At 40.3% G+C, this 26,800-nt stretch carries 20 protein-coding genes; 4 read left to right on the top strand and 16 right to left on the bottom strand.

The window, feature by feature from the left end:
- Positions 1-26: 26 nt before the first annotated feature.
- Together lysS and greA are read right to left on the bottom strand one after the other, a co-directional pair.
- The gene (lysS, locus tag H8692_RS01825) at positions 27-2,051 is read right to left on the bottom strand and encodes a lysine--tRNA ligase (protein WP_177269567.1); all 2,025 of its coding nucleotides are present in this window, start codon (positions 2,049-2,051) and stop codon (positions 27-29) included.
- Positions 2,052-2,082: 31 nt separating this feature from the next.
- Complete coding sequence (greA, locus tag H8692_RS01830; RefSeq protein ID WP_207722934.1) at positions 2,083-2,568, bottom strand: transcription elongation factor GreA; 486 nt, start codon at positions 2,566-2,568, stop codon at positions 2,083-2,085.
- Between the two features lie 159 nt (positions 2,569-2,727).
- On the opposite strand from greA, the gene H8692_RS01835 reads away from it, so the two are divergent.
- Positions 2,728-3,366, top strand: coding sequence for an HAD family hydrolase (locus H8692_RS01835; RefSeq protein WP_177269569.1), 639 nt, complete (start codon positions 2,728-2,730; stop codon positions 3,364-3,366).
- Positions 3,367-3,455: 89 nt separating this feature from the next.
- Here H8692_RS01835 and H8692_RS01840 read toward each other — a convergent pair whose 3' ends face one another.
- From H8692_RS01840 to H8692_RS01865, 6 genes are all read right to left on the bottom strand, one after another.
- Positions 3,456-4,550, bottom strand: coding sequence for an alanine racemase (locus H8692_RS01840; protein WP_177269571.1), 1,095 nt, complete (start codon positions 4,548-4,550; stop codon positions 3,456-3,458).
- A 4-nt stretch (positions 4,551-4,554) separates the two neighbouring features.
- Positions 4,555-6,369, bottom strand: a complete 1,815-nt coding sequence (locus tag H8692_RS01845) for an AMP-dependent synthetase/ligase (RefSeq protein WP_187524871.1) — start codon at positions 6,367-6,369, stop codon at positions 4,555-4,557.
- 8 nt (positions 6,370-6,377) lie between these two features.
- A complete protein-coding gene (locus tag H8692_RS01850) occupies positions 6,378-8,120 on the bottom strand; it encodes an AMP-dependent synthetase/ligase (protein ID WP_243206873.1) in 1,743 nt (580 codons plus the stop codon).
- 13 nt (positions 8,121-8,133) lie between these two features.
- Positions 8,134-8,541, bottom strand: coding sequence for a C-GCAxxG-C-C family protein (locus H8692_RS01855; RefSeq protein WP_177269577.1), 408 nt, complete (start codon positions 8,539-8,541; stop codon positions 8,134-8,136).
- 3 nt (positions 8,542-8,544) lie between these two features.
- Complete coding sequence (locus tag H8692_RS01860) at positions 8,545-9,933, bottom strand: NAD(P)/FAD-dependent oxidoreductase (RefSeq protein ID WP_177269579.1); 1,389 nt, start codon at positions 9,931-9,933, stop codon at positions 8,545-8,547.
- 154 nt (positions 9,934-10,087) lie between these two features.
- Positions 10,088-10,360 (bottom strand): DUF1292 domain-containing protein, encoded by a 273-nt coding sequence (locus H8692_RS01865; RefSeq protein WP_177269581.1) that lies wholly within the window; start codon positions 10,358-10,360, stop codon positions 10,088-10,090.
- A gap of 351 nt (positions 10,361-10,711) precedes the next feature.
- Between H8692_RS01865 and H8692_RS01870 the strand changes: the two genes are divergently transcribed.
- The gene (locus H8692_RS01870) at positions 10,712-12,145 is read left to right on the top strand and encodes a sigma-54 interaction domain-containing protein (RefSeq protein WP_177269583.1); all 1,434 of its coding nucleotides are present in this window, start codon (positions 10,712-10,714) and stop codon (positions 12,143-12,145) included.
- 375 nt (positions 12,146-12,520) lie between these two features.
- Here the strand turns inward: H8692_RS01870 and H8692_RS01875 are convergent, their stop codons facing one another.
- From H8692_RS01875 to H8692_RS01890, 4 genes are all read right to left on the bottom strand, one after another.
- Positions 12,521-15,070: an ABC transporter permease gene (locus H8692_RS01875; RefSeq protein ID WP_187524872.1), complete on the bottom strand. Its 2,550-nt coding sequence runs from the start codon at positions 15,068-15,070 to the stop codon at positions 12,521-12,523.
- Between the two features lie 10 nt (positions 15,071-15,080).
- Complete coding sequence (locus H8692_RS01880) at positions 15,081-15,758, bottom strand: ABC transporter ATP-binding protein (RefSeq protein WP_177269587.1); 678 nt, start codon at positions 15,756-15,758, stop codon at positions 15,081-15,083.
- 109 nt (positions 15,759-15,867) lie between these two features.
- Positions 15,868-16,764 carry a sensor histidine kinase gene (locus H8692_RS01885; protein ID WP_187524873.1) on the bottom strand — a complete coding sequence of 299 codons (897 nt, stop codon included), beginning with the start codon at positions 16,762-16,764 and terminating at the stop codon, positions 15,868-15,870.
- Positions 16,761-17,444 (bottom strand): response regulator transcription factor, encoded by a 684-nt coding sequence (locus tag H8692_RS01890; protein ID WP_177269591.1) that lies wholly within the window; start codon positions 17,442-17,444, stop codon positions 16,761-16,763. The genes H8692_RS01885 and H8692_RS01890 overlap by 4 nt, the downstream gene beginning before the upstream one ends.
- Before the next feature lie 493 nt (positions 17,445-17,937).
- On the opposite strand from H8692_RS01890, the gene H8692_RS01895 reads away from it, so the two are divergent.
- Both H8692_RS01895 and H8692_RS01900 read left to right on the top strand, forming a co-directional pair.
- Entirely contained in the window at positions 17,938-19,554 is a 1,617-nt protein-coding gene (locus tag H8692_RS01895) for an amidohydrolase (RefSeq protein WP_187524874.1), read from the top strand.
- A 90-nt stretch (positions 19,555-19,644) separates the two neighbouring features.
- Complete coding sequence (locus H8692_RS01900) at positions 19,645-21,057, top strand: APC family permease (protein ID WP_177269595.1); 1,413 nt, start codon at positions 19,645-19,647, stop codon at positions 21,055-21,057.
- 104 nt (positions 21,058-21,161) lie between these two features.
- Here H8692_RS01900 and uvrC read toward each other — a convergent pair whose 3' ends face one another.
- From uvrC to serC, 4 genes are read right to left on the bottom strand one after another with little or no spacing between them, the layout of a single operon-like run.
- Positions 21,162-23,030 carry an excinuclease ABC subunit UvrC gene (uvrC, locus tag H8692_RS01905; RefSeq protein ID WP_177269598.1) on the bottom strand — a complete coding sequence of 623 codons (1,869 nt, stop codon included), beginning with the start codon at positions 23,028-23,030 and terminating at the stop codon, positions 21,162-21,164.
- A gap of 6 nt (positions 23,031-23,036) precedes the next feature.
- Entirely contained in the window at positions 23,037-24,554 is a 1,518-nt protein-coding gene (locus tag H8692_RS01910) for a D-alanyl-D-alanine carboxypeptidase family protein (RefSeq protein WP_187524875.1), read from the bottom strand.
- On the bottom strand, positions 24,457-25,671 hold the full coding sequence (locus H8692_RS01915; protein WP_187524876.1) for a cofactor-independent phosphoglycerate mutase: 1,215 nt from the start codon (positions 25,669-25,671) through the stop codon (positions 24,457-24,459). Before H8692_RS01915 ends, H8692_RS01910 begins: the two co-directional genes overlap by 98 nt.
- Positions 25,671-26,759: a 3-phosphoserine/phosphohydroxythreonine transaminase gene (gene serC, locus H8692_RS01920; protein ID WP_177269605.1), complete on the bottom strand. Its 1,089-nt coding sequence runs from the start codon at positions 26,757-26,759 to the stop codon at positions 25,671-25,673. The genes H8692_RS01915 and serC overlap by 1 nt, the downstream gene beginning before the upstream one ends.
- Positions 26,760-26,800: the final 41 nt, after the last annotated feature.

A 26,800-nucleotide genomic window follows, 5' to 3' on the forward strand; every position in this document is an offset into this window, starting at 1 on the left:
AATCATATCACTGAATCACCAAATCGTTAGCAAATCCTCGTGCCTTCCGGAATGATGTCGTCTACAAAGATTACTTGGCATCCGCAAGCATTGTTTGTACCTGCCAGAAGCATTCCCTCACTTGTAACCCCCGTAAGCCTTGCAGGCGCAAGATTTGCTACTACTATAATCTTCTTTCCTTCCAGTTCTTCCGGCTTATAGTCGTTCTTTATACTGGAAACTATCACTCTTTCTCTGAGACCGTCAAAGAGTGTCAGCTTATAATTACTATGGGCTTTTCTTATTTCCTGACATTTTAATATTTTACATACCCTCAAATCCATAGCAAAGAACTGATCAACATTTATTTCAGGTTCTACTATAGGCTGCACCTCATCAGGCTCACCGTAGACCTTGACTTCTTTTTCAGGTTCTTTCTCTGCTTCCATGGCTGCTTTTTCCAGAGCCTCCTCTTCTTCTGTCTTAGGGAAACTGAAATCAAGCAGGTGCATGAATCGTTCTCTGTCTATTGCATATAAAAACAAGTAGAGACGAGGACCTCTCTCCTTACTTATCAAGAGCCTGTACACATTCTTAAAGAACTGTCCCTGAATTTTTTTGAGATTTTCCACATCTGCTCCGAAAACCTCCTTAGGTATATCATAAAGTTTGGTATTGAGTGAATCAAGATCGTAATCTCCGGCCTTAATGTAATCATAAAGCAGCGAGATTTCTTTCTTTTCTTCATCCGAAAGTGTGTTATAAAGATCCCAGTCTCTCCAGCCTCTCAATTTATTGGCACTTTCGGGAGCGCACTGATACAACCAGTATTTAGCTCTTTCAAGTCTCGTATCAAAATCTTTATATTTGTATGGAGTTCCTATCTTCTCAAAGACAGTCTCCATCATAGGCACGTTAAAATCCACTATAGAGCCAAGCTGCACCAAAAGTCCCATAGGAACAGTCTTTATCGATCTTCCTTCTATGAGACTGTATTCAATAACAGAACTGTTATGTTCATTTGCCTTTCCTTCCATGTATTCGTTATACATTTTATCAAACTCGAAATATTGACGCAGTATACCCTCATCAAAACAGAAATCAAAGGCCTTTTTAGGATCCGTTTTAGAATAAAGCCATAGGATCACTTCCGGTTCATATATCTTCAATAGTGTTTCAGGTGTAAGATTCAAACCCGACGAACCCGACATCTTCCCTGTAGATCCTTTAATGCCGATAAACTCATAACCCTGAAACATCGGCGGTTCAAAGCCGAATATCTTTCTCGATATGACGCTGCTTGTTTCGTAGCTTCCCCCCGGACTCGCATGATCCTTACCGCCCGGCTCAAAATCAACGCCTTCATATCTCCATCTCATAGGCCAGTCTATCTTCCATGCAAGTTTGCAGTTAAATTCTTTGGCAAAATCAAAAGTACCTTTATGCCCGCATTCACATTCATATTCGGCTACAGTACAGTCATCGGAAACAGATATTATTTTCGTAGTATCTCTTCCGCACTCCGGACAGAATATGCTTACAGGGAAATACGCATCTCTCTCCCCTTCCTCAGCGTCCTGTGTACGAAAGCTGTCAAGAATATCAAAGATTTCTTTTCTCTTTTTGATGGCTTCGATAACATCTTCTTTATATTTGCCTGATGTGTACATATCAGTCTGATACCTGTAATCCATCTCTATACCGAACTTTTTAATGGAATCCATGAATTCCGCCTCAAAATACTTGGCATAATTGGCATGTTGCGTCTCAAAAGGATTAGGAACTGACGTATACGGAAGTCCTATATACTTCTCGAATTCATTGTCGGGATCAACAGCTTTGACATTAACCGGAACTTTTCTGAATCTGTCGTATTCATCCCATGAAAAAAGAAGGCGCGCTTTCTTGCCCTTTTTCACCAAAGCCTTCGCAACAAACAGACTCGTTGCGATATCTCTGAAATTTCCGATATGGATAGATCCCGACGGGCTGATTCCCGCCGCACAAACATACTCCTCTTTATCAGGATTCCTCTTGATGATCTTATCCGCTATTTTTTCCGCCCAATGCATCAAAACACCTCTTTCTGTAACTTGCTTCCGTTTATTTTATTATGTTTACTATTTCGTAATTGATAACTCCGTCAGGAACTTCCACTGCGATTTTTTCGCCTTTTTTGTGTCCTATGAGAGCGTGTCCCACTGATGACTCGTTTGATATCTTACCCTCAAAAGGATCGGCTTCCGTAGCTCCCACGATTGAGAACTGTTCCTCGGCTCCGCTGTCTAAATCTTTTACAACGACTTTAAGGCCTACGTTTACAACATCCCCTTTTACATCTTCATCCTGAACAATCTTGGCCTTTCTGATCATAGTTTCCAGTTTATGGATACGTTCCTCAAGCTCTGCCTGTTCATTCTTAGCCGAATCATATTCAGCATTCTCAGAAATATCTCCGTATGAGATAGCTTCCTTTATCCTCTCGGCAACCTCTGCCCTCTTAACGGATACAAGCTCCTCATGCTCGGCAACTATCTTATCATATCCCTCTTTGGTTAATAAAATCTCCTCGTTCATGTTCTCTGTCATGTTTGGTAAATCTCCTTTCGACCAATTGTCGTATCGAATTATTATACTTTAAAACCATACGCTTGTCAACGATTGCAGCCCTTTGAAATCATTGACAAGCGGCTTTCCTAATGGTATTGTAAAGGTGCTTATAGTAGTATATACAAGGAGGCGTCAATTATGAAAATAAGCGGAGTTATTTTTGATATGGACGGAACACTGCTGGATTCAACTGAAATGTGGCAGGGCGCCGCAGGAAGATACATAATGTCCCTGAGAAAAACACCTGCTTCCGATCTGGGAGCAAAAACCAAAGCCATGACACTTGATCAGCTCTGTAGTTATCTCAAATCAGAATATGCAATCGCTACGACAGAAGAAAAAATAGCCAAAGGATTCAACACCATTCTCCGTGAAGACTATCTGGCAAGTGTGGATATAAAAGAATATGTTCCTATCATTCTGGAAAGATTCAAACAAAAAGGGATAGCTATGTGTATAGCTACTTCCACAGACAAGAACATAGCCGGCGAAATATTGGCACGGCTTGGAATAAGAGACTACTTTTCTCATATAGTCACATGTGAAGAAGCCGGATCGGGAAAAGAAGACCCTGACGTATTCATCCGCGCACAGCAGGTCCTTGGTACTCCGAAAGAAGAAACCGTGGTCTTCGAAGACGGCGTACTGGCTGTGAGAGGTGCAAAGGAAGCAGGTTTTTATGTCATCGCCGTGGCCGATGAAAGCGAGAAGGAAAACAAAGAAGAAATAAAAAAACTTGCTGACAGATATATAGAAAGTTTTGAAGAACTTATGTAAAAAGATATAATGCCGGAAAACCAATGATAATCAGAGATCATAGTATTCCGGCATTATTTGCCTAATTATTTTTTAATAATATTATTCTGCTATATGTATACCTTTTCAATATTAGGCGAATTCGTCACATACACAAGATTCGCATAGCATGGTACAAGATCTATAACATCTCCTACCTTTATATCTCTATCAGCATCTTGTACATCTAAAATTGTATGATCGCTGGAAGCTCCAATGATACAGATTCCTTTATCTTTTACCGTCAGCTGCTCGGGGAAAGCATAATCAACTTTTCCCAAAGCTATAAGCGCTCTTTTTCTTATTCCTTTATCTTCATATTGCGGCTTATTGCCGAAAGCGTCAAACATTATATCTCCTACCGGGTATGTTGGCTTGTCCTTTACCTCTATAACTTCTGCTCTGATAGTAAAAATATCACGATTCATGAAATTCATATCATAACCCCACAAATCTTGGAGATCTTTAGCCAGCAATATACCTTCTCCCACTCTGAGCATATTTATCCTTGAAGGCAGATTTCCTTCTAATATTCTCGGAAGCGTACTTGTTGCTCCTCCTGAAATAAATTCCAGTTCCCTGCCAATCTCAGCCTCAACAGCTTCGGCGCACTCCACAAGTTCTTCTAACTTCTCAGGAGTGGCAGCCACAGAACCGTAGCAGCCCAAGTTAGTACCAACTCCCGCAAGTTTAAGGTTATGAAAATCATTTTCCACCATAAGCGCTGCCTGCACTAAATCATCTTTATCCCAAAATCCCTCTCGCAGATCTCCCAGGTCAGCCATGAGAATAACTTGATGTTCTTTATCCTGAAGACCTGCCTGAATATTGAGCTCTTTTAATACTTCAATCTCACTGTTGAGACTTATATCTGTTATTCTCACTACATCAGCAGCTTCACTGATCATCGGTATTCTTATCATCATAAAAGGTGTCTGAATGCCTGTTTTTCTAAGAGGCTCCAGCTGCTCAAGCCTTGATGAAGCAATGAACCTGCAGCCCGCCCTTGCAAACTGTTCCGCACACTCAGCAAGGCCCGTACACCCCTTGATAACACCGGCAACTTCTACGCCAAAATCACTGCACTTTATATTTATCCTGTCTATATTTTGTTTTAATTTCTCCAGATCGATAACCAGCTCCGGATACCGTCTCCGTCTGCCCATGATGTCAATCCTCCTTTTTATTGTCTGCGGCAAACCTGATAAGCTTGTTGGAAGTATTCTTCACAAAATCAGTTTTTCTTATGATTACTTTCCTTATCTTTCTGAAAGCTGGAGAAGCTTCATTTATTTTATCAATTTCCTCCCATACAAGTTTCTTCACAGCTTCTGTATCGTAGTCCTCTCCTAAGATTTCATTCACGACCTCATCATCCAGCTTTATAGCCGCAACGATAACTGTATCCTGCGCATCTGCGCTGTCCTGCCCGAATACAAAAGACTCCTGAACGAATGATATATTAGACAGCAGATATTCTATCTCCTCAGGATATACATTTTTCCCGTTCTTAGTTATTATTACATTCTTCTTCCTTCCTGTTATAAACGCATATCCTTTGTCGTTCATATATCCGAGATCGCCTGTATGGAACCATCCATCTTCATCTATTACCTCAGAAGTCTCCTCAGGCATCATGTAATAACCCAACATCACATTTTCTCCCCTCAGACATAATTCTCCTATACCTTCATCATTTATATCCACTACTTTCATTTCAAACCCAGGAAGAGGTTTTCCTATTGATGCCGGATCAGGAGCTGTATCAGGATTAAGCGCTCCCATGGGAGCACATTCGGTCAAACCATACCCTTGCACCGCAGGTATTCCGAAGTCTCTCAGTCCATTGAGGACATCAGGATTGATGGCAGCTCCTCCGCAAATCATCATCCTCATTCTTCCTCCGAATACATCGGTAATCTGTTTGAAAAATATCTTTCCCAGATCCATGCCGATTTTCTTGGTTGCCGAGTTAAGCTTTATCACCTTCTTCAAAAGCTTTTCTTTCCCCTGCTTTCTTATATTTTTCCATATGGTTCTGTACAAGCTCTCAAATATGAGCGGAACACCTAAGAACATAGTTGGCTTTACTTCCTGAAGATTTTTAGTTATATATTTAAGTCCCTGACAGTAAGCTATAGATGCACCTTTGTAAAGAGGCATCAGAAATCCACACGTACATTCATATGTGTGATGCAGCGGAAGTACTGAGAAAAATATATCCCATGTATGAACAGCCAGAACTGTGGGAGCTGCCATAAGGTCTGCAGCAATATTCTTATGAGAAAGCATGACTCCTTTTGACGCACCTGTAGTTCCTGATGTAAAAAGAAGTATTCCCATCTCTTCATTATTTATCTCTGCGTCAAGAAACCTCCTGTCACCGGCTTGTATCATTTTTTTACCGGCTTCTTTCATTTCTGTCCACGAAAAAATTTCTTCTTGTTTCTCTTTCAGACTGAAATTAACAAGAATTTTTAGTTTTGTATCTCCCTCGGTCTTTATCTCCTTAAAAATTTCCTGATATTTATCAGAAAAAATCACACATTCCACGTCTGCCCTGATAACCAGATTCTTAAGCTCATCACTGCTGAGCTCCTTATCAAAGGGAACTACCGTACCGGTACCGCATACAGCCGCCAGATATGAGACAGACCATTGATAGGAATTCTCCCCTATTACAGCAATTCTCTTGCCTTTAAGGCCATTATCGATAAGAGCCGTTCCCAAACCATTGACGTCAGCCAGCATTTCTCTGTAGGTGATTGTTTTATAAGGACTGTTGTTATCCGGCTTATACCTAAACGCCGGATTATCATTATACAGCTCCGCGCTGGTCTCTATCATATGTTTAATATCTGTGATGGGTCTGCTGTCCTTATATCTTACAGCAGGATCATCTATCTTTTCTATTCTTTCTATCAGACTGCCGGCCCATACCAATTCATTGCTTTTCCTCTCGCTGATCTGTCTGTTTTTTTCCATATTACCTCCTAATCTTCATCTTCACGTATAGCAGCGCCTGTTCTTCTGATCTTACGTGTAGATGTCTTTTCAAACTCTTCATTTCGAAGCTTGAATCTTTTTACTCTTTTATATGCAGGCATTTTATCGTTTATTTCTTCTATAGAGTTTTTTATAACGTCAGAAAGTGCTCCATCACTTAAAACTCCCATTTTTTCTTTAATATTTTCAAAGTTAGGGAAGATCTCTGCTTTTACTGCTATATCGCCATTCTTTTTATCCAGAGTCCCATATACTACAACCTCTTCGATAAACGGCTGCTCCAAAAGGAGATATTCAATCTCTTCAGGAAATATATTTTTACCGTTTTTCGTAACTATAACATTCTTCTTTCTGCCACATATGTACAAGAATCCTTCATCATCAAATCTGCCGTAGTCGCCGGTGTGTAGCCATCCGTCTTTAAGTACCTCCTCCGTAGCCTCAGGATCAGAGTAATATCCTATCATTACAGATGGCCCTTTGCATATGATCTCGCCCACTCCGTCAGCATCTTTGTTTATTATCTTAACTTCTGTACCCGGCATAGGCTTGCCTACAGAATCTGCTTTACTGTAGCAGTCTCTGTTCACAGCTATTATGGGAGCATTTTCCGTCATGCCGTAACCCTGTATCATAGGAAGTCCCAAAGCCTCATAGTCTCTTATGACCTGCGGATTAATGGCGGCGCCTCCCGATATGAACAATTCCAGATTATTGCCCAAACTCATATGTATTTGAGAAAAAATTTTTCTCATAACTTTCTGATTGTTAAAAAGTCTCGTCTTTTGTGCCAGCATCATCATTTTTTTCATTTTACCGGCCGCTCCTGAGGCTTCCGCCTGTTTCCAGACCTTCTTATGCATTGTCTCGAAAACAGCAGGGACTCCCAGCATTACAGTAGCTTTACTTTCTTTCAGATTCTGCTGTATATATCTCAATCCTTCACATATAGCGATATACATTCCCTGATACAAACCTGTAAAAACATGACATGTAAGTTCGTATGTATGATGCATAGGCAATACAGAAAGGCCGCCTCCCGGTTCTCTTATCTTAACGTATTTAGACATATTATATACATTTGCGGAAAGATTCTTATGGGAAAGCATTACTCCCTTCGCCATTCCCGTAGTTCCCGACGTAAACAATAAAGAACACATGGCCTCTCTGTCTATCACTGCATCTATAAAATCTCTGCTACCACTCTCAAGCAGCAGATTTCCTTCGGCCAAAAGCTTTTCCCAGCTCATGATGTCATCCTCATCATTATCGGCATCTATATTTATTTTCATTGCCGCACTTATATCTTCCGATGAGTTAAGAGCATTCATAACCTTTTCTTTCATCTTTTTTGAAAAAACTATAGCTTCTGCGCCGGACCGCTTTATAAGATTGCCGATTTCTATCTCTGTCAGGTCTTTATCAAGCGGTACGATAACTCCCGTACCGTTTGTAACCGACAGATACGTCACTACCCATTTATAACTGTTTTCTCCTATGAGCGCTATTTTTTTCCCTTTTAAGCCCATATCAATAAATTTTGTTCCCAGCGCATTGATATCGTTTCTAAGCTGTATATATGAAATCGCACGGTACGGACCTCCCGGAACATCCTTTACAAGAAAAGCCGGCTTTTTGCCAAAGAGTTCAGCGCTGGAATATATCATATCCCGAAGGTCGTTTATATACCGCATTTTATATAATACGTCTTTATATTTTCTGCTGTTCAATTACCACATCTCCTTATTTCTGAGCCAGATACTCCTCTAATATTTCAGCTGCGTCCTGTACACAGCCGTCGCAGCTTCTGAGAATCTTTTTTGTCTCTATTCCTTTAAGCTCCTTGCATATGATTGACTGATTTTTTTCTTTGAATTTTTCGGTAAGAGCCTTCATAGCTTTATAACTGTCTTTCTTTGTCTTTGGGGCATCAAGAGCTCCGTCTGATTCCACCATGCCTACGACCGCAGCCATTGCTGAAACTGCTCCGCAGGTCCCCATACTACCCATTCCCAATCCAAAGGCTTCCATAACTTCAAAAACTTCTTTTTCATCTCGTCCGAGCTTATCGCAAAAGGCGCATGCAACAGCCTGCGCACAATTATACTTTTTCTTATGATTTGCAACCGCTTTTTCTGCTAATACTCCCATTTATTATTCCTTCTTTCCATATTTCTCAGCTAAGATTCTTCCTACATATACACCGCTTGCCGACGCCTGCGAAAGGGAATGGGTCACTCCGGATCCATCACCTAATGCATAAAGTCCCGGCACAGCAGTCTGCAGATTCTCATCCACATCTATCTTTGAGTTATAGAATTTTACCTCTACACCGTAAAGCAAAGTATCTTCATTAGCCGTTCCCGGCGCAATCTTATCAAGAGCATATATCATCTCGATTATATTATCAAGCTGTCTCTTTGGTATCACCAAACTGAGATCTCCCGGAGTAGCCTGAAGAGTAGGTCTTGTAAAACATTTTTCCATTCTTCTGGCACTGCTTCTCCTTCCTTTAACAAGGTCTCCGAATCTCTGCAGAAGGACTCCGCCTCCCAGCATATTGGAAAGCCTCGCTATGGATTCACCGTACTCATTGCTGTCTTTAAACGGCTCCGTAAATTTATTTGATACAAGTAAAGCAAAATTTGTATTTTCTGTTCTGAGTTTCGGATCTGCATAGCTGTGTCCGTTTACAGTAACTATGCCGTTTGTATTCTCTGCAACTACCTCCCCATATGGATTCATACAGAAGGTCCTTACCATATCATTATATTTATCTGTCTTATATACTATTTTACTTTCATATACATCATCTGTTATATGTTTGAAGATTTCTGCGGGAAGCTCCACTCTCACGCCTATATCTACCCTATTTTTCTTTTGTTTTATACCAAGCTGGTCACATATTTGAGAGCTCCATTTAGATCCTGATCTTCCCGTAGCCATTACCAGATCTTTGCATCTGTACTTCTCACCTTTATCTGTGGTAAGTACAAAAAAGCCATCGTCTCCAACCTCTACATCTTCTATGATAGTATAAAATTGAGTCTCTATTCTTTCACTGCAGTAATCAAAAATCTTTCCCAATATCCTTACATTCCTGTCAGTACCCAGATGCCTCACTTTAGCCTCCAGCAGGTGAAGATTATTTCTTAGCGCAGTAGTCTTAAGCTCAGAACTTGCCGTAGAATAAAGTTTGGCATCGGAGCCTCCCATGCTGCAGAGAACCTCATCCACGTATTCCATCAGTTCCAAAGCTTTATCCACGCCCACATAATTATGAAGATCTCCTCCAAACTGGGTCGTTATATTATATTTTCCATCTGAAAGAGTGCCGGCTCCCCCATAGCCATTCATTATATGACATGGTGAACATTTCAGGCAATTCTTAGCTCCGGCCTTGATGGGACATTGACGCTTCTGCAGATATGCGCCTTTATCTATCATAAGTATCTTTGCATCAGTCTCCAGCCTCGCCAATTCATATGACATAAACACACCGCTGGCTCCCGCTCCGATTATTATAATATCGTAAGTTTTCATATATACCTCCGGTTAAATAACATAGATATTTTAATTTTATAATATTTCAGCCTAAATTACCATACCTTTTGTCCCTTATACATGAAAACCGACAGAGGTGATAGACTAAATCTCCCTCTGCCGGCTGTAAATAACAACATATTGTGATATCAGCTTAAACTTCTTCTACTGCCAATTTTTCAAATTCAGCAACGACTTTATTGAATTCGTCATCATCCTTGATATCTATAAGTTCGTATTCTTCATCTGATTCTCTATAACCGTAAATATATACATCCTCTGTTCCCAGTGGGTTCAGAGCTATATACTCTTTTCCCAACGCGTCAAAAACTCCCAGTATACCACACTCTGTAGCTTCTCCGTCATCAAATTCAAGAGTCATGATATCCTCTTCTTCATACCCATACAAATCTTTTTTATCTGACATCGCTTTCCTCCGTACTAAAAATAAATTTCTGTTTATTAGCATTACTATACCATTATGTTTACTTTTTATCAACAAAATATTCCTTTTGACTCTGTATCTCAGTCTATACAAAAACATTACAGCCTTTTTGGATAAATTGTATAGTCAGCGTCAACAATTCAAACTGTGAAAGTCTTATCTTAAAAACCATCAGATAATTTTATATAATTTACATCTTAATACATTAAAGACACATAATTAAATTTAACCACAGCTAAAACTTTTGCTATACCTCTTGACAATCCCTATAAAAATGACCGACAATAAGACTTATTATTAAAACACTTAAAATCTGTCGTTATGGAGGATCATATGAGTAAAAAGCCGCCTTTTGATTTTGAAAACAATCCGGATTTCTATCTTAACGAAGTCTACGGGATAATTGTCATCGATATGGAAGGCAAGATAAGATACCTGAACAGACAGTGCATGAAGCTGATCGGCTACACAAATCCTACTTATGATCAGGCAAGAGAACTATTCGGCAAGCCTGTTATTGATGTTTTTCCTTATACCCATATGCTGGAAAACCTTGCGCCCGATATCACAAAACCTCAGATTGTTTTTTATAAATCTAATTATGGTATGGGAATCTCCATGAATGTGCCTCTTATCTATAATGGTGAAAAAATCGGACTTATGGAATACGATCTTGTCAACGAAGAAAAAGTTTTCATGGAGCTTACCGACGATTATAATGCCTTTCTTAATGATCAGCTCAAACAGCTGCAAAAAAAAATAATTAAACTGGAACAAAATAAATATACCATAAACAATATAATAGGTTTTTCAAAACCTATGAATACTCTCCGTCAATCCATAACCACCGTGGCAAAATCCAACTCCACAGTTTTGATATTGGGTGAAACGGGAACAGGCAAGGAACTTGTAGCTCACGCCATACACAACCTCAGCAACAGAAAATACAACCCTATGGCTAAGATAAACGCTTCTGCTTTTCCGGAGAATTTAGTTGAATCGGAACTCTTCGGATATAAAAAGGGATCTTTTACAGGAGCCAGCAAAGAAGGAAAAATCGGTAAGTTCGAGTACGCCAACCACGGTACTTTATTCATAGATGAAATACAACAGATGCCTATGAATATACAGCCTAAATTCTTAAGAGTACTCCAGGAACATGAAGTAGAGCCCATCGGAAGTCACGAGTCTGTACCTGTGGATGTAAGAGTTATCGTGGCGTCCAACCAAGATATCCTACAGATGGTGAAAGATAACAGATTCAGAGAAGACCTCTTCTACCGTCTTAATGTTATAAAAATAGAGATACCCCCTCTCCGTGAACACCTGGAAGATATAGACGAACTGGCGGATTATTATATCAATCAGCTGAACATGGAGCTGGGATTTAAAATAAATGGTATAGAACCGGCCGTTATAGACAGGCTAAAACAATATAACTGGCCCGGAAATATAAGAGAATTGAAAAATGTGCTGGAGCGGGCTATGAATTTCGCAACAGAAGATATCCTGACCTTAAATGATTTTAATTTCTTTACGCCATCAAAAGGACCGTCTCTGCCTGACTACAGCTCCAACGGCAATCTGATAGAAGAAACGAAAAGGAAAGCAGAAAAGGAGCTCATTGAACAAGTCCTAAGCCGCTTCAACTATAATAAAACCCATTCTGCCAACTTCCTTAACATCTCCAGACCTCTTCTTCATCAAAAAATGAAAAGACTTGGAATCCCGCTGAGCCCTTCAAAGGATAACAATCATGAAACTTAAAAAATATTAAATACGAGACTAAAAATAATCAGCCTCGTATTTAATATTTTCACATATATCGACTTAAAACTTTGTCAATGTTATACAGCATGAACTCTAAAAAAATCCGATCTGATTTTCAAGCCAAATATATTCAAAAACAGACTCCCATTTAAAAAGAATTACTGTATGCCGCAGCCTTTTCATCCTATCGCCCGTCGGTAGGAAAGTGATCAAATACAAATTCATAATAAAATACAACTGACAAAATAAGCGAACGTACATTATCTTTATCTCATTTCATCCATTCAAAAAAATTACCTCTGAATTCTGTCACCATCTTCAACGGTTCTGCCATAAATATACACTTGATTAATTATACATAACTCTTCTTTTTCAATCCATTCTTATCCTATCAACAACGCTGTCTTTACTCATTTTCCTAAACTGATATTTCGGTATTGCATATGCTATAACTGCCAGAACAGGTATCATCAGCACGCACGGTATCACCGTCAACTTCATTCTAAAGAAAAAGGCTGCGCCTACTGTATGCGACAGTATGTTTTCTGCGCCGAAAACAATGATTAAAACGGCAATTATAAATGAGCCCGCCAGATACAGAGCACCTTCCGCCACAAGCATCTTTGACAGCTGTCTCTTCGTCATTCCCACCACTTCCAAAAGCGCCAGCTCTTTTCTCCTGCTCAGCACCGATGTTGCAGTAGTATTGAAGAAGTTCATTATCCCGATAAACGCCAGTACGGCAACGAGGAATCCGCCAATCGTATAGAACTTGCTGATATATCTCTGAAAGCTTGCCTTCATATCAAGGATTGAAAACACATTAATCATATCATTTTCCTTGAGGACAGTTTCATCTATGTACTCTTTAATCTGCTTATCCGCTCCCTCCTTTGAGTCTATGGCAGCATACATGGCACAGTCGTTTCCTGTCCGTGCGATATACTCATCCTCCGGCACCATTACTGTAATAAAAATCATGTCAGCATACGGATAATCAAGAGAATATGGCATCAGTGCCTCACCAAGCACCTGATAATCTTTCACATTGCCATTGCTGTACTTCATCTGAAACGATGAACCTTTATCGTAATATGAGAACGGCTCTTCCGCATTGCTGTCACCATAATCCACTATTATATATTCCCCTGACTTAAACTCATCCCATGATGCCGCATCTCCCCGCCATTCCAGCTTGTCAAATATGGATTCACTTATCCCCAGAAAATGAACGCTGACCTTATTTGAGGTCTTAGCCTCCTCCCATAATTCCTTTTCATAGTCAGACCAATGTTTCTCATATTTTTTCGCAAAACCTTCCCATGCTGCGAGAAGCTTCGGCTCCATATCATGTTTTTCATCGGAATAATAGACATACCCTGTTTTTTCACTTCCCGGGCAGTCATCAAGCAGCTCTCTGATTTCCGGTGTAATGCCGTTAAAGTTGGTATTATATATACTTCCCGTCATCTGATCCATCTGAAAATCCGAAGCCAGAAATGTCTTTTTATACATATTGAAATCATACCCCTGCACCAGCATTACGATACAGTTTACCACCACCATGGAAAGAGCAATGGACAGCATAACTATAATGCCTTTCTTCCGGTTTCGCAGCATATTCTGTACTGCCATCCCCCACCATGTGACGGAAGAATCTCTTTTCGTTTTTCTCCTTGCTTCATCTCCCTGAGCAAGACGAAGCGCTTCCACAGGCGATACCTTTTCCACTATCCTGCACGCCTGTATGCTTGAAAGATACACAGTCAAAAGGGTAATAACCGCAGCGGCTATAAAAATCACCGGATTTGCTGATATTACAGTTTCTGCCGTCTTTCCTGCCTGAGCGCTGATTTCCGCATCTGCCGTAAGGAACGGTGCCATAAAAAATCCTGCTGCATATCCGAGAATAAGCCCTATGGGAATTCCTATGGCAGACAGACTCCACGCCTGCATTCTGACGATTTTCTTAAGCTGCTTCCCTGTTGTTCCCACATTTTTCAAAAGTCCGTATGCCCGTATATCTGTTTTTACGGAAATACTGAAAATATTGTAGATAATAAGATATCCTGCAAGTATTATAAACAGAATCATTATGATTACAGATGAAAATGACAAGGAGTCCTCTTCCATCAGATCATAGGCAGGGTTTGTCTGAAAGCCTGTGCCTGCCTGTGTAAATCCTGCATCTTTTGACAGCTCTTCCGTTTTCTTCTGTAAGTCCCACAAACTCTTGTACCATACACAGCAGTCCCTGCCGCCGTTGAGTATTCCGTTTTCAAGCTCCGCCTTTGTTACAGGGTATGCCTTCTCTGCTGCATATTCCTCCGACACCCATATCATCTGGCTCATAACAGCCTTGTCTCCCTGCCAGAAACCGCAGATGCGAAAAGTATCTGTCACCAGCTTCTTTGAAAGCGGGTCTGATTCCCATGTAAGAGTTATTTCCTGCCCTATTCGCGGCTCAACTCCCATAGCATTTAAAACTATTGTGCTTACGGCTATTTCATTTTTATTTTCAGGAAGTCTTCCCTCTGTAGGTGTGCAGTTAAAGCTTTCCGCTAGATTTTTATCTGCATATCTTACTTCAGAAGAGAATCCAAAACGCTCGTCCATAACTGCACCCAGGAATATTCCTGTACCGAATCTTTCTATATTATCATTTTTCTTTATGGCTTTCTCCGTCTGTAAAGCTTCTTCATAGGATAAATCCTGTGCTATTGCATGGGAAGAATCCATAAACTGCTTGATATCCGTAGCTCTCTTGGAAAGGATAAGTGATGCTGTTCCCATAAAGAGACTGGTAAACAAAAGTGCAGTAAGCATGATTGCAATAACGGCAATTATATTTCTGCTTTTATTCATTTTCATAAAGCGCTTTGTAAGAAGCCTGAGGGTCTGTCTGTTCTCTACCTTTACCATATTATCGCCCCTATCTTACGCTTCCGGAAATTATTTTTCCGTCTTCAATACGCATGATACGATCTGCCATCTGTGCGATTTCTTCATTATGTGTAATCATAACAATAGTCTGATGAAAGCTTTCACTTGTTATTTTAAGCAGCCCCAGTACATCCTGACTTGTCTTTGAATCCAGATTTCCGGTAGGCTCATCGGCTAATAAAATAGCTGGTTTAAATGCCAATGCTCTCGCAATGGCTACCCTCTGCTGCTGTCCTCCCGACAAAGCATTTGGAAGATTTGCCATTTTCTTTCTAAGTCCCAGTATCTCGATTATCTCATCAATATATTTTTCATCAGGTCTTCTGCCGTCCAGCTTCACCGGAAGGACAATATTTTCCCATACATTGAGCATAGGTACCAGATTATACTGCTGAAAAACAAAACCGATATTTCTTCTCCTGAATATAGTAAGCTCTTCATCCGTCATGTGATTAAGCTCCTGCCCGTCCACAATTACCTGTCCCGATGTGGGGACATCCAGTCCGCCTATCATATGAAGCAGAGTTGATTTTCCACTTCCGGAGGTACCTACAATTGCCATGAATTCGCCTTTCTCCACTTCCAAATTCACACCGTCAAGAGCCCGAACTTCTGCTTCGCCCTGCCCGTAAATTTTTCTTAAATCTACTGTTTTCAAGATTTCCATGTCTGCCTCCTAAATAATAACAAAGTCTGTATCACTTTTTACAATACAGACTTTACCATTAAAATGTTTCCATCCAGTTTCTCAAATATCACAGTTTTGATACTTTTGGTTATCTTGGCAAAAACACAGAAAATACCGAACCTTCCCCCGGTTTTGATATTACCTTGATATAACCCTTCTGAACTCTTATTATCTCTCTTGCAAGGTAAAGTCCTATTCCGACGCCTTCCTGATCCATCACAGTAAAGCTGCGGTAAAATCTCGTGAATATTTTAGGGATTTCCTCTTCTTCTATACCTATTCCAGTGTCTTTAATATCAATACGCAAGAAAAATGAATACTCCTGCACCGTGATATCAACTGTTCCTCCCTTCGGTGTGTACTTTATTGCATTGTCCACAATGTTTCCCACTGCCTCGGCAGTCCATTTCAAATCATACATAGCCTCAAAATTCGTATCGGATACACTAATATCAATTTTCTTTTCCTTTGACTTCTCTATGTACTGGCTCTTTACCTGTTTCAGCAAATCCGATATTTTTATCATCTTAGGGCATACGGAAATAATACCGCTTTCCAGTCTCGACAGATTCACAAGTGAATCAATTAGAAATTCCAGCTTTTCCGTCTGCTCCAAAATAGTATCCACCACTTCTTTATTATCTTCGTTTCCTTCGGACAAAATCTGTCCATATAGTTTGAGATTTGAAACAGGCGTAAGGGTCTGGTGTGCGATATCGGAAATAAGGCTCTGTATCATATCTTTCTGTTTCTGCCTATTCTCTCCTGCAAGAAGACTTTCATCGAGATATTGCTTAAGGCTGTTTTCCAGTGCGGAATATTTTTCTTCGGAAATTTCCGTCCTGTTTAGCTCCCCACCTTTCGCCGTATCTATCATTTCTTGCAGTTTACTTAAAAGTCTTTTTTCCCTTTTGTAAAACACCACATACCAGAATGCTCCCGATACTATAAAGGCAGTCAGCACAGTAATAATAAGCCATATCATGATTTCACCGCCCATGTATATCCGATTCCGTATACGGTTTTTATGTATACAGGATGCTGCGAATCATCTTCAAGCTTATCCCTGAGGCGTTTTATCACCACCGTCAGAGCATGATCATCCACAAATTCCGTATCTCCCTGCCATATTGAATCAATAAGATAACTTCTCTTCATTGTGGCGCCTTTATTAACACACAGAATCTTTAAAAGTTTCTGTTCCGTCTTGCTAAGCTCTAAAGGCTCTCCATCTTTAAAAAATTTCATCTTATCAAAATCAAAATCAAAATCGTCTATTTTCACACGGCTGTCAGTTCTCTCACCTATATTTCTCAGTCTTGCACCGACTCTTGCACGAAGAACCATTAAACTGAACGGCTTTGTAATGTAATCATCGGCACCAGCTTCAAGTCCCGTCACGATATCCACTTCCATATTGTTGACCGTAATAAGAATGACAGGTACGGAGCTTTGCCTACGTATTTCCTTCACAAAATCAATACCGTTTCCGTCAGGCAAATTTACATCAAGCAAAATAAGTGAAATATCCTGTTCCCTCATAATTTGCCTGCCGTCATTTAAAGTCCTGCACTGGTAAAAATTGTAGTCTTTGTTTTTCAAAGCAAGACACATTCCGTCATTTAGTTTTTTATTATCTTCTATTATTAATATATTTTGTTTCATTGTTGTACCTTTTTACTCACTGTCAATACCAGTATTCTTTTGAAAACACCCTATGTTTGTAGCTGTAACATATGCATTGCTACTAACATTATATCTTAAAACTATCATACATTCATTCTTGTCAGAATAATTTTTATTGTTTCCTTGGCTAAAAACTGCCATATTACAAAAATCAAGTATCATATTTTCCGTCACCATCAATAACTTGCATTGTATTATCTTAATATCATCTTTTTCATTATTTCAAACAGACATTTTTTCTTCGTTAAAATAAAATCAAGACTTTCGTAATTGCACGCTTACACTGTAAGTTTTTACTTACATATTGTGCAAACCTCTGAATTTGACACTATTTTTTGAATTATCAGAGGTATGTGTAATTCTACACTTACATACGGTTGCTTTTATTTTCAGAAAATCATTGAATTTTCAATACTTTTAAGTTGGCATAAGACTTGCTTTATTATTTGGCAGCTAGAAAAGAGGTGAATAAATGAAAGCTAATCTAATAATTAAAAGTAATTGTATATTTGACAGTATTGATGAAAAGCCATTTTCCGGATTCGTTGCTGTAAAGGACAACAAAATCCTCGCAGTGGAAAAAAACTCCGATTTTTCCGGATATGCCGATGAGAACACCATAATAAAAGAATTCGGCGATAACACTGTTATGGCAGGTTTTCATGACAGTCACACCCATCTGATAATGGGCGGGCTGTTCAAGACCTACGTCAATCTGGCAGATGCAAAAAGCGAAGAAGAAGCCGCCCTAATGGTAAAAGAGGCTGCTGACAAAGATCCCAATAAAGAAGGATGGGTACGCGGATTTTCCTGGTACCATGTTTTCTGGGACAACAGACAAATGCCTACATACGCGTCATTGGACAAGTATTTTCCGGACCGCCCCGTTTGTCTTCTGCATGCCGAAGCCCACGGCGCATGGGTGAACAGCGCGGCAATGAAGATAATGGGTCTCACAAAAAATACTCCGGATATTGAAGACGGAACAATAATAAGAGATGAAGAAGGAAATCCTACAGGAGTTCTTTTGGAGGCAGCTACAGGACTGGCTACAAAATATGCCTTTGATTTCACACCTGAAGAAGAAAGAACTATAATACTTTCATTTATGGAAGCGGCAAAAAAACTGGGAATAACTTCAATAAACGATGTTCAGCCTTATTACCACGGAAACATGGGCAATTTAAAAGTATACAGTCAAATGGACAAGGCAGGTGAGCTGACAGCAAGAGTACATGCGGCTCCTGATCTTCTCGGCGATCTGGACAAGGTTCTTGAGGATAGAGAAAAATACTCTTCTGACAAACTCCGTATAGATCATGTCAAACAGTTTCTGGACGGAGTCATAACTACGCACACAGCCCTCGTACTGGAAGAATATACAGATGCACCCGGCAATTTCGGCGAAGATCCAAGCAACCTCGGAGCTATAGGCAAGGCAGTTCCCGAAGCTCACAAAAGAGGTCTTTCTGTAAAACTCCATTCATGCGGAGACAGATCAGCCAGATATGCCCTAGACTATATCGAGACAGCTATAGATAAATACGGGAAAAACAAATGCCGTCATGCTATAGAACACCTTGAACTCGTCAGTGATGATGATTTTGACAGGATAAAAGAATTCGGAGTCATCCCTTCAGTACAGCCCGAACACCTTGCGCTTACACAGACTTTCGCAGCTAACCCTTATCCTGAAGTTTTAGGAAAGGAAAGGGCTGATAAGACATTCCCTTACAGATCACTGTACAACGCTGCAGGAGTCCTTGCAATCGGAAGCGACTGTCCTGTAGTTGACAATGACCCATTCCTCGAGATTTTCAGAGGCGTTACAAGAGTGCATAACGACGGAATGCCTGAAGGAGGATGGACACCTTCAGAAAAACTGACACTGAGTGAAATGTTAAAATTTTATACATATGGTTCAGCTTACGGAGTTCTGAGAGAAGATGAGCTCGGCTCTCTTTCCGAAGGAAAATTTGCTGATATCGTAGTCCTTGACAAGGATCTTTTCGCAATCCCGGAAAAGGATCTGATAAGCAGAAAAGTCATAATGACTGTAATGGACGGAAATATCATTTACGAAGCCTAAAACATTTATCAATAATTACCGAAATCAAAGTTATCATCCATCAATGCAATCATATTAATTTATTCAAATCTGATTACAAGGAGAAAAGAAATGTCAAATAATGAAATAAACAACAACATCGAAAACTCCGGCGGTAATCTCGACAAATTCCATTACAAACAGGAATTAAACAGAGTAATGAAACTGCCTTCAGTAGTTTTCTTCGGTATAGCCTACATGGCTCCAATCACAATCTTTTCCACTTACGGACTTGTCTGTGGCATGACTCACGGAATGCTGGCGCTTACATACACTGTCGCCACTTTGGCAATGATGTTCACAGCCCTCAGTTACAGGCACATGGTAAGAGCATTCCCTATCGCCGGATCTGTTTATACATATACCCAGAGAAGTATAAACCCACATATAGGATTCATGGCAGGCTGGGGAATACTGCTGGACTACATCCTTCTTCCTATGTTCAACTATGTAACACTCAGTCTTTATATGAACATACTCATTCCTCAGATCCCTACGACAGCATGGATAGCGGTATTCATCGTTATAGTAACAGTCGTAAATCTTTTCGGAATGAACTTTACGAAGATATTCAACAACACGCTTATCATTATACAGCTGGTTTTCGTTGTAGCGGTTGTCATCTTCTCCCTCAAATATATATTCGGAGGCGGAGGTCTTGGTACTATACTGGACCCATCGGCATTCTTCAATGCTGAGGAATTCGCAAAACCTGAAGTTGGCTGGGCTACCATTTTCAGCGGCGCATCTATTCTGTGCATGTCATTCCTCGGTTTTGATTCCGTAACTACTATAGCAGAAGAAACTGTAGAACCTGAAAAAACCATAGGACGCGCTCTTCTTATAACATGCTTTGCTGCAGGCGGTTCCTTCATCGTAATGTCATACATTATGCAGTCTGCATGGCCTGAAGCTTGGTTCTCATTCGAAAACCCTGACTCCGGCGCATATGAATATATGTTCCATGTTCTCGGTAATGTAGTAGCTCTCATATTCTGTGCCATGATGGTAATAGGAGCCACAGCATCTGCCGTAGCCTCTCAGGCATCAGCTGTAAGAATCCTCTTCGGAATGGGAAGAGACGGACTGCTGCCTAAAAAAATATTCGGTTACGTAAACAAAAAAACTAAAATACCTTCAATCAACGTAATCATCGTTGCTGTAATATCATTATCAGCAATGATTCTGGATCTGTCTGCCGCAGCATCACTGGTAAACTTCGGAGCTCTTTTGGGCTTTGTAATGGTTAACCTCTCTGTAATAGCTCATTATTTTATAAAAGGTAAAAGACGAAAAGGCGCTGATATAATCAAGTTCCTCATCTGCCCTATAATAGGCGCTGTGATATGTGCTGTTTTATGGATCAACTTAGACAGCCTGTCAAAGACTCTGGGAATCCTGTGGTTAGTCCTTGGATTCATCGCACTTGCTATTTCCACAAAATTCTTCAGGTCACTGCCTCCTGACATGAACCTGAGTGAATAATTACACCGACTTTATATATAACATATGGATGATACATACTTTTTAAATTTTAGTTCACAAGAAAACAGCTTCCCGAATATCGAGAAGCTGTTTTCATTGTTTTATTATTTTATATTCTTATGGAAATACTTCCAAACAGCTTTCGCTGCACTTGTATTCATTCCTTCTACCTCTTCCAACTCTCTGACTTCTGCGGCCCTTATAGCATCTACGCTCTTGAAATGTTCTAAAAGAGCTGATTTTCTCGAAGGTCCTATCCCTTTTATATCATCAAGAACTGAACGCGAAGCACTTTTGCTTCTGAGATTTCTGTGATATTCTATGGCAAATCTGTGAACCTCTTCCTGCATACGCCCTATATATTTAAAAAGCATAGGTTTTCCCTTAAGTGATATCTCTTGATACTCCCCATTCCCGCTTTTTCTGTAAACAAGACCTCTCGTTCTGTGTTTATCGTCTTTGACCATTCCCACAACAGGAATATCAAATCCTGTCTGATCTATTACTTCAAGAGCTGTCGAAACATGGCCTTTGCCTCCGTCCATAAATATTATATCAGGGAGAACTTCAAATGCCGCATCTCCTCGGAAAACTCTGGCAAAACGCCTTGATAAAACTTCTTTCATGGATCTGTAATCATCCTGTCCTTCAACACTTCTTATCCTGAATTTTCTATAACTGCTTTTATCTGCCTTTAATCCATTAAATACAACCATGGCACCTACTGTATCAACTCCATTTGTATTAGAGATATCATAAGATTCAGCTCTGAACTCTCTTCCATCATACTCCCCCGAAACCTTACCCATTTCACTGAGAATATAAAAGATATCTGCCCCCAAACTCCGTTTACGCTCTCGGGCATTAGCCGCTCGATCATCTATGGTCTTTACCATCTCTATTACATCTTTAAAAGCCATATCAACAAGAGCCTTCTTTTCTCCCTTCTGAGGTTTTATCAGTTTCACACTATGACCTGCCAGCTCCGACAGATACTGTTCAAGAAGATCCCTGTCATTAGGCATCTGAGTAAGAAGTATCTCTTTGGGGAAATTAGCAAGTCTGCTGTAATGCTGATTTAAAAATGCCGATACCAGCTCTTTGCTGTTTTCTTCCTGTGAGGCTTCCATTTCGTAAGATTCCCTTCCGACAAGTTTTCCATCCCGCACAAAGAAAAGAACCATATGAGTTTCCTCTGTACCTCTTGCCGGTATTACTATATCTATATCTTTGCTGTGCTGCATCACTACACGCTGAGTTGCTGACAGTGCTTTCGCAGCTTCAATATAATCTCTGTATACCGCTGCCTGTTCATAATCAAGCTGCTCGGCGGCCTCCTCCATAAGGCCTTTAAGCCGCATCAGTATTTTCTTGTTTTTACCGTTAAGAAAATCTTTCGCTCCTTCAACACTCTCCGCATATTTTGTTTTATCTACTCCTCCACTGCAGATCCCTCTGCACTGATTTATATGATAATTCAGGCACGGTCTGAATCCGACCGGAAAAGATGTTGCCGAACAACGTTTAAGAGCAAAACTGCTATTCAGCAGATCTACTATTTTATTGACTGCTCCTGCATCACTGTAAGGTCCGAAATATTTTCCACCGTCTTTTTTAACGATTCTGGTCTTTATCACCCTTGGGTAATCTTCATTCGTTATCTTGATATATGGATATGTTTTATCATCCCTAAGAAGAATATTATATTTAGGTCTGTGCTTCTTTATAAGATTGCACTCTAAAATCAGAGCTTCCATTTCACTGCCTACTGTAATATACTCAAACTCTGCAATCTGGCTAACCATGCTCCTCACTTTTGGCTGCATATTTTTAGCAGATTGAAAGTATTGTCTGACTCTGTTTTTTAAAGAGACTGCCTTTCCCACATAAATAATATTTCCCAGCTTATCCTTATGCATATACACTCCCGGACAATCCGGAAGATTTTTAAGATTTTCCTGTATATCAAACATATCAAATCAATTCCCGAAAGGGTTCTTCTCTTTCTGCCATTCCTTTCTTCTCATATGTCTTTCTCTTTCGGCCTTCCTTCGTTTCTTCTTTTTTCTTCTGTATCTGACCATCATAATTCTTATGATCATGAGAATTATGAGGAAAATTACGACTCCTATTATAAACGTCAAAATGTTCTCATCCGCAATACCTATATATGAAAGTATGCCTCCTTTTTCTATCCCTTCCATCGCGACAAGTTTTGCAAAGGATACAGGATCGCCATCTTCATTATAGGCTATAAGATATCCCAAAGACTGTCCCTTCTCTACAGGCGCCTTAAGAATACCGTCATTCTTTACAGTCTCGACAGTAATTCCACCGCCCTTATGATCCTTATTAAGCGTTATATCAAGATCTTCCGATAAACCTACCGCAACATGGCTTTTCTCTCCTTGCCACACTCTCAGCTCATCGAGATTCTCTTTGCCCTTAGCTGCCACATATGTGTAATATTTTGAAAAGCCATAGTCCCATAAAGCCATCACATCAGCAAACCGCTGCTCCTTCGAAGTTGAATTGAGACTCACGGCTATGAGCTCTGTATCTCCTCTCACAGCTGAACCACAGAAACAGTTTCCTGCCGTACTTGTGTAACCTGTCTTTATTCCCGTAGCGCCTTCATACTTAAATGGGCGCTCCTTTCCATTAACCTTAACGGTTTTTTTCTCTTCATAAAGACAAAGATTTGTATTTTTCATAATTCTTTCTTTTGAAAGCTCTGTCGCCGGGATCGTATATTCCTCCGTAGCTACTATTTTACGAAAGTCTTTGTTATTCATAGCTTCTCTTGATATCATGGCGATATCATAAGCTGTAGTGACATGGGCTGCGCTGCCATAAGTATTAAGTCCGCTGGCATTTGAAAAATTCGTATCCTTTGCACCGCATCGTGCAGCTCTTTCATTCATCTTCTGGGCGAAGTTTTCCACAGATCCGCTTATCGTTATAGCCAGTGTGTCAGCCGCATCATTGGCGGATTCAAGAAGAGTTGCATATATAAGCTGCCTTACGGTCAGGACTTCACCCTTTTTAAGCTTAATATTTGTTCCTGTCTCATCTGCATTTAACGGAACCGTTACCTTCTGATCCATATCCAGAGTTTCAAGAGCTACCAGTGCAGTCACGATTTTCGTTATGCTTGCCGGGTCTCTGCGTTCATATGCATTTTTGGCATAAAGGATCTCTCCGCTTCCCGCATCTATAACTATACCTGAGGTACCGTCTATAACAGGAGCATCCTCCCAGTTTATATCTGCAGATGGAGTCAGTTTGATACCCGGCCCCTGATCTGTATTATTCTTTTCGTCAGCAAAAGAAGGCGCTCCTCCCGTCAGAATAAGCGCCATCATCAATGCATATATCGTAAATTTTATTAACCTGTCTTTACTTCTTTTCAAAGAAAAAGTCTGCGAGTTCAAATCCACTGTTAAAATACATCCCTTTCTCACCTGATTTTTCGCAGAAGCATTTGCTTTCATCATATGGTTCTTCCTTGGTACTGTCATATATTACAAACGGTACCGGTGTTGCAGAATGAGTTCTCAGCGCAAGAGGCGTCCTGTGATCAGGAACTACGAGAATCCTGAAATCCTCACCTGCTTCTCTGAAATAATCTACAATAGGTTTCAAAACTTTCGTATCGATACTGTGCATACATGCTATCTTTCCTTCCTGATCCCCTTGATGTGAGCATTCATCAGGACCTTCAATATGCATATAGACAAAATCCATTCCGTTCCTGTATTCATTAACAGCTGCCTTGGCCTTACCGTCAAAATTCGTATGAAGAGTCCCTGTTGCTCCTTCCACATCCACTGAATTAAGGCCAGCACATATAGCTATTCCCTTAATCAAATCGACTGCAGAAATAGCGGTACCTTTGATCCCATATTTATCATAAAAAGATGAAAGGCTCGGCTTTTTCCCCTGTCCCCATATCCATAGTGTATTTGCAGGATTAAGGCCTCTTTCTATTCTTGATTTATTAACAGGATGATCTTTGAGGATCTCATAACTCTTCTTCATTATATCAGTAATGAACTGTGACCCCTCTCCCTTCGGAAGATGCTCTCCCACGCGCTGGGTAAGAACATCATGAGGAGGAGTCAGTTCATAGTCTGTGGAGCCATTGTGAACTATCATGCAATGTCTGTAGCTTACACCTGTATAAAACTTTATGTTTTCGTTGGAAAAAGCTTCATTTACAGCCTTAATAAGTTCATCCGCCTCTTCCGTAGTTATATCGCCGGAACTATGATCTGTTATGATAAGATCCTCATACTCCCCTTCACCCGTAAGGGTTATGATGTTGGTTCTGAACGCCACATCTGTATCAGACATATCTATACCTATGCTGGCAGCTTCGAGCGGGGATCTGCCGGTAAGATATACGGACGGATCATATCCCATAACGGAAAGATTGGCAGCATCGCTTCCCGGAGCAACCCCCGGCGGTATGGTCTTTACCATACCTACCATTCCCTTATGCGCAAGCTCATTTATGTTCTTTATATCTGCCACTTCAAGAGGCGTTCTGTTCCCCAGAGCTTCTATATTATCATCGCCGGCACCGTCCGGAACCAATATCAGATATTTCATTATTTATTCTCCTCCTGGAATTTTTTCATGAATTCTATCAACGCATCTACGCCCTCAGCCGGCATAGCATTGTATATACTGGCACGCATGCCTCCAATCGATCTGTGTCCGTTAAGATTATGCATATTGTTCTTTTTGGCTTCTGCCACAAACTTCTTATCAAGCTCTGCATCACCTGTTACAAACACTACGTTCATCAGCGATCTGTCTTCTTTGGCTACCGGGCATTTGTAAAGACTGCTGCTATCTATGAAATCATACAGTTTTGCGGCCTTTTCCACATTTCTTTTGTGCATCTGTGCCACTCCGCCCATTTCCTTAATATACTTGAACACTTCCCCTGCAATATAAATGGCGAAACAGTTGGGAGTATTATATGTAGAGTCATTATCAGCATGGATCTTATAATCGAGATATGTCGGCACTGTTTCCTTAGCAAAACCTATAAGATCTTCTCTCATAATGGCTATCGCTATCCCGGAAGGTGCGATATTTTTCTGAACACCTGCATATATGAGTCCGAATCTGCTGACATCTATTTCTTCTGAAAGTATGCATGAAGACATATCTGCCACCAGAGGTATATCTCCTGTATCCGGTATATACGGATAATGAGTCCCATATATGGTGTTGTTGTATGTAATATGGACATAATCAGCATCAGCCCTGAAATCTTCTCTTTTTACCTTAGGTATATATGAAAAAGTAGATTCTTCTGACGATGCCACGATCTTTATGTCCCCGAATTTTTCCGCCTCTTTGGCAGCCTTCTTAGCCCATGTTCCGGTCACTATATAATCGGCCTTTCCCGATTTTCTTAAAAGGTTCATGGGAACCATTGCAAACTGCAAAGTACCTCCGCCTTGGATAAACATAACCTTATAGTTATCAGGAATACTCAGAATGTCTCTGAGGTTTTTTTCTGCATCTTCCAAAATAGCTTTGAATTCAGCGGATCTGTGACTCATTTCCATTACGGATTCTCCACATCCCTTATAATTTGCCAGATTCGCAGCTGCATCTTCAATCACACTGATCGGCAGCATTGATGGTCCTGCCGAAAAGTTATATGCTCTTTCGTTACTCAATTTGGTCACCTCCACTTTATATAAATCATTATCAATTTGAG

Origin of the sequence: Lentihominibacter hominis (assembly GCF_014385065.1) — a bacterium.
GTDB lineage: Bacteria > Bacillota > Clostridia > Peptostreptococcales > Anaerovoracaceae > Lentihominibacter > Lentihominibacter hominis.

Excerpts from the sequence above, each read along its gene's own strand:
- lysS (WP_177269567.1), bottom strand. The coding sequence starts at position 2,051 with ATGCATTGGGCGGAAAAAATAGCGGATAAGATCATCAAGAGGAATCCT.
- greA (WP_207722934.1), bottom strand. The coding sequence starts at position 2,568 with ATGACAGAGAACATGAACGAGGAGATTTTATTAACCAAAGAGGGATAT.
- H8692_RS01835 (WP_177269569.1), top strand. The coding sequence starts at position 2,728 with ATGAAAATAAGCGGAGTTATTTTTGATATGGACGGAACACTGCTGGAT.
- H8692_RS01840 (WP_177269571.1), bottom strand. The coding sequence starts at position 4,550 with ATGGGCAGACGGAGACGGTATCCGGAGCTGGTTATCGATCTGGAGAAA.
- H8692_RS01845 (WP_187524871.1), bottom strand. The coding sequence starts at position 6,369 with ATGGAAAAAAACAGACAGATCAGCGAGAGGAAAAGCAATGAATTGGTA.
- H8692_RS01855 (WP_177269577.1), bottom strand. The coding sequence starts at position 8,541 with ATGGGAGTATTAGCAGAAAAAGCGGTTGCAAATCATAAGAAAAAGTAT.
- H8692_RS01860 (WP_177269579.1), bottom strand. The coding sequence starts at position 9,933 with ATGAAAACTTACGATATTATAATAATCGGAGCGGGAGCCAGCGGTGTG.
- H8692_RS01865 (WP_177269581.1), bottom strand. The coding sequence starts at position 10,360 with ATGTCAGATAAAAAAGATTTGTATGGGTATGAAGAAGAGGATATCATG.
- H8692_RS01870 (WP_177269583.1), top strand. The coding sequence starts at position 10,712 with ATGAGTAAAAAGCCGCCTTTTGATTTTGAAAACAATCCGGATTTCTAT.
- H8692_RS01875 (WP_187524872.1), bottom strand. The coding sequence starts at position 15,070 with ATGGTAAAGGTAGAGAACAGACAGACCCTCAGGCTTCTTACAAAGCGC.
- H8692_RS01880 (WP_177269587.1), bottom strand. The coding sequence starts at position 15,758 with ATGGAAATCTTGAAAACAGTAGATTTAAGAAAAATTTACGGGCAGGGC.
- H8692_RS01885 (WP_187524873.1), bottom strand. The coding sequence starts at position 16,764 with ATGATATGGCTTATTATTACTGTGCTGACTGCCTTTATAGTATCGGGA.
- H8692_RS01890 (WP_177269591.1), bottom strand. The coding sequence starts at position 17,444 with ATGAAACAAAATATATTAATAATAGAAGATAATAAAAAACTAAATGAC.
- H8692_RS01895 (WP_187524874.1), top strand. The coding sequence starts at position 17,938 with ATGAAAGCTAATCTAATAATTAAAAGTAATTGTATATTTGACAGTATT.
- H8692_RS01900 (WP_177269595.1), top strand. The coding sequence starts at position 19,645 with ATGTCAAATAATGAAATAAACAACAACATCGAAAACTCCGGCGGTAAT.
- uvrC (WP_177269598.1), bottom strand. The coding sequence starts at position 23,030 with ATGTTTGATATACAGGAAAATCTTAAAAATCTTCCGGATTGTCCGGGA.
- H8692_RS01910 (WP_187524875.1), bottom strand. The coding sequence starts at position 24,554 with ATGATGAAAGCAAATGCTTCTGCGAAAAATCAGGTGAGAAAGGGATGT.
- H8692_RS01915 (WP_187524876.1), bottom strand. The coding sequence starts at position 25,671 with ATGAAATATCTGATATTGGTTCCGGACGGTGCCGGCGATGATAATATA.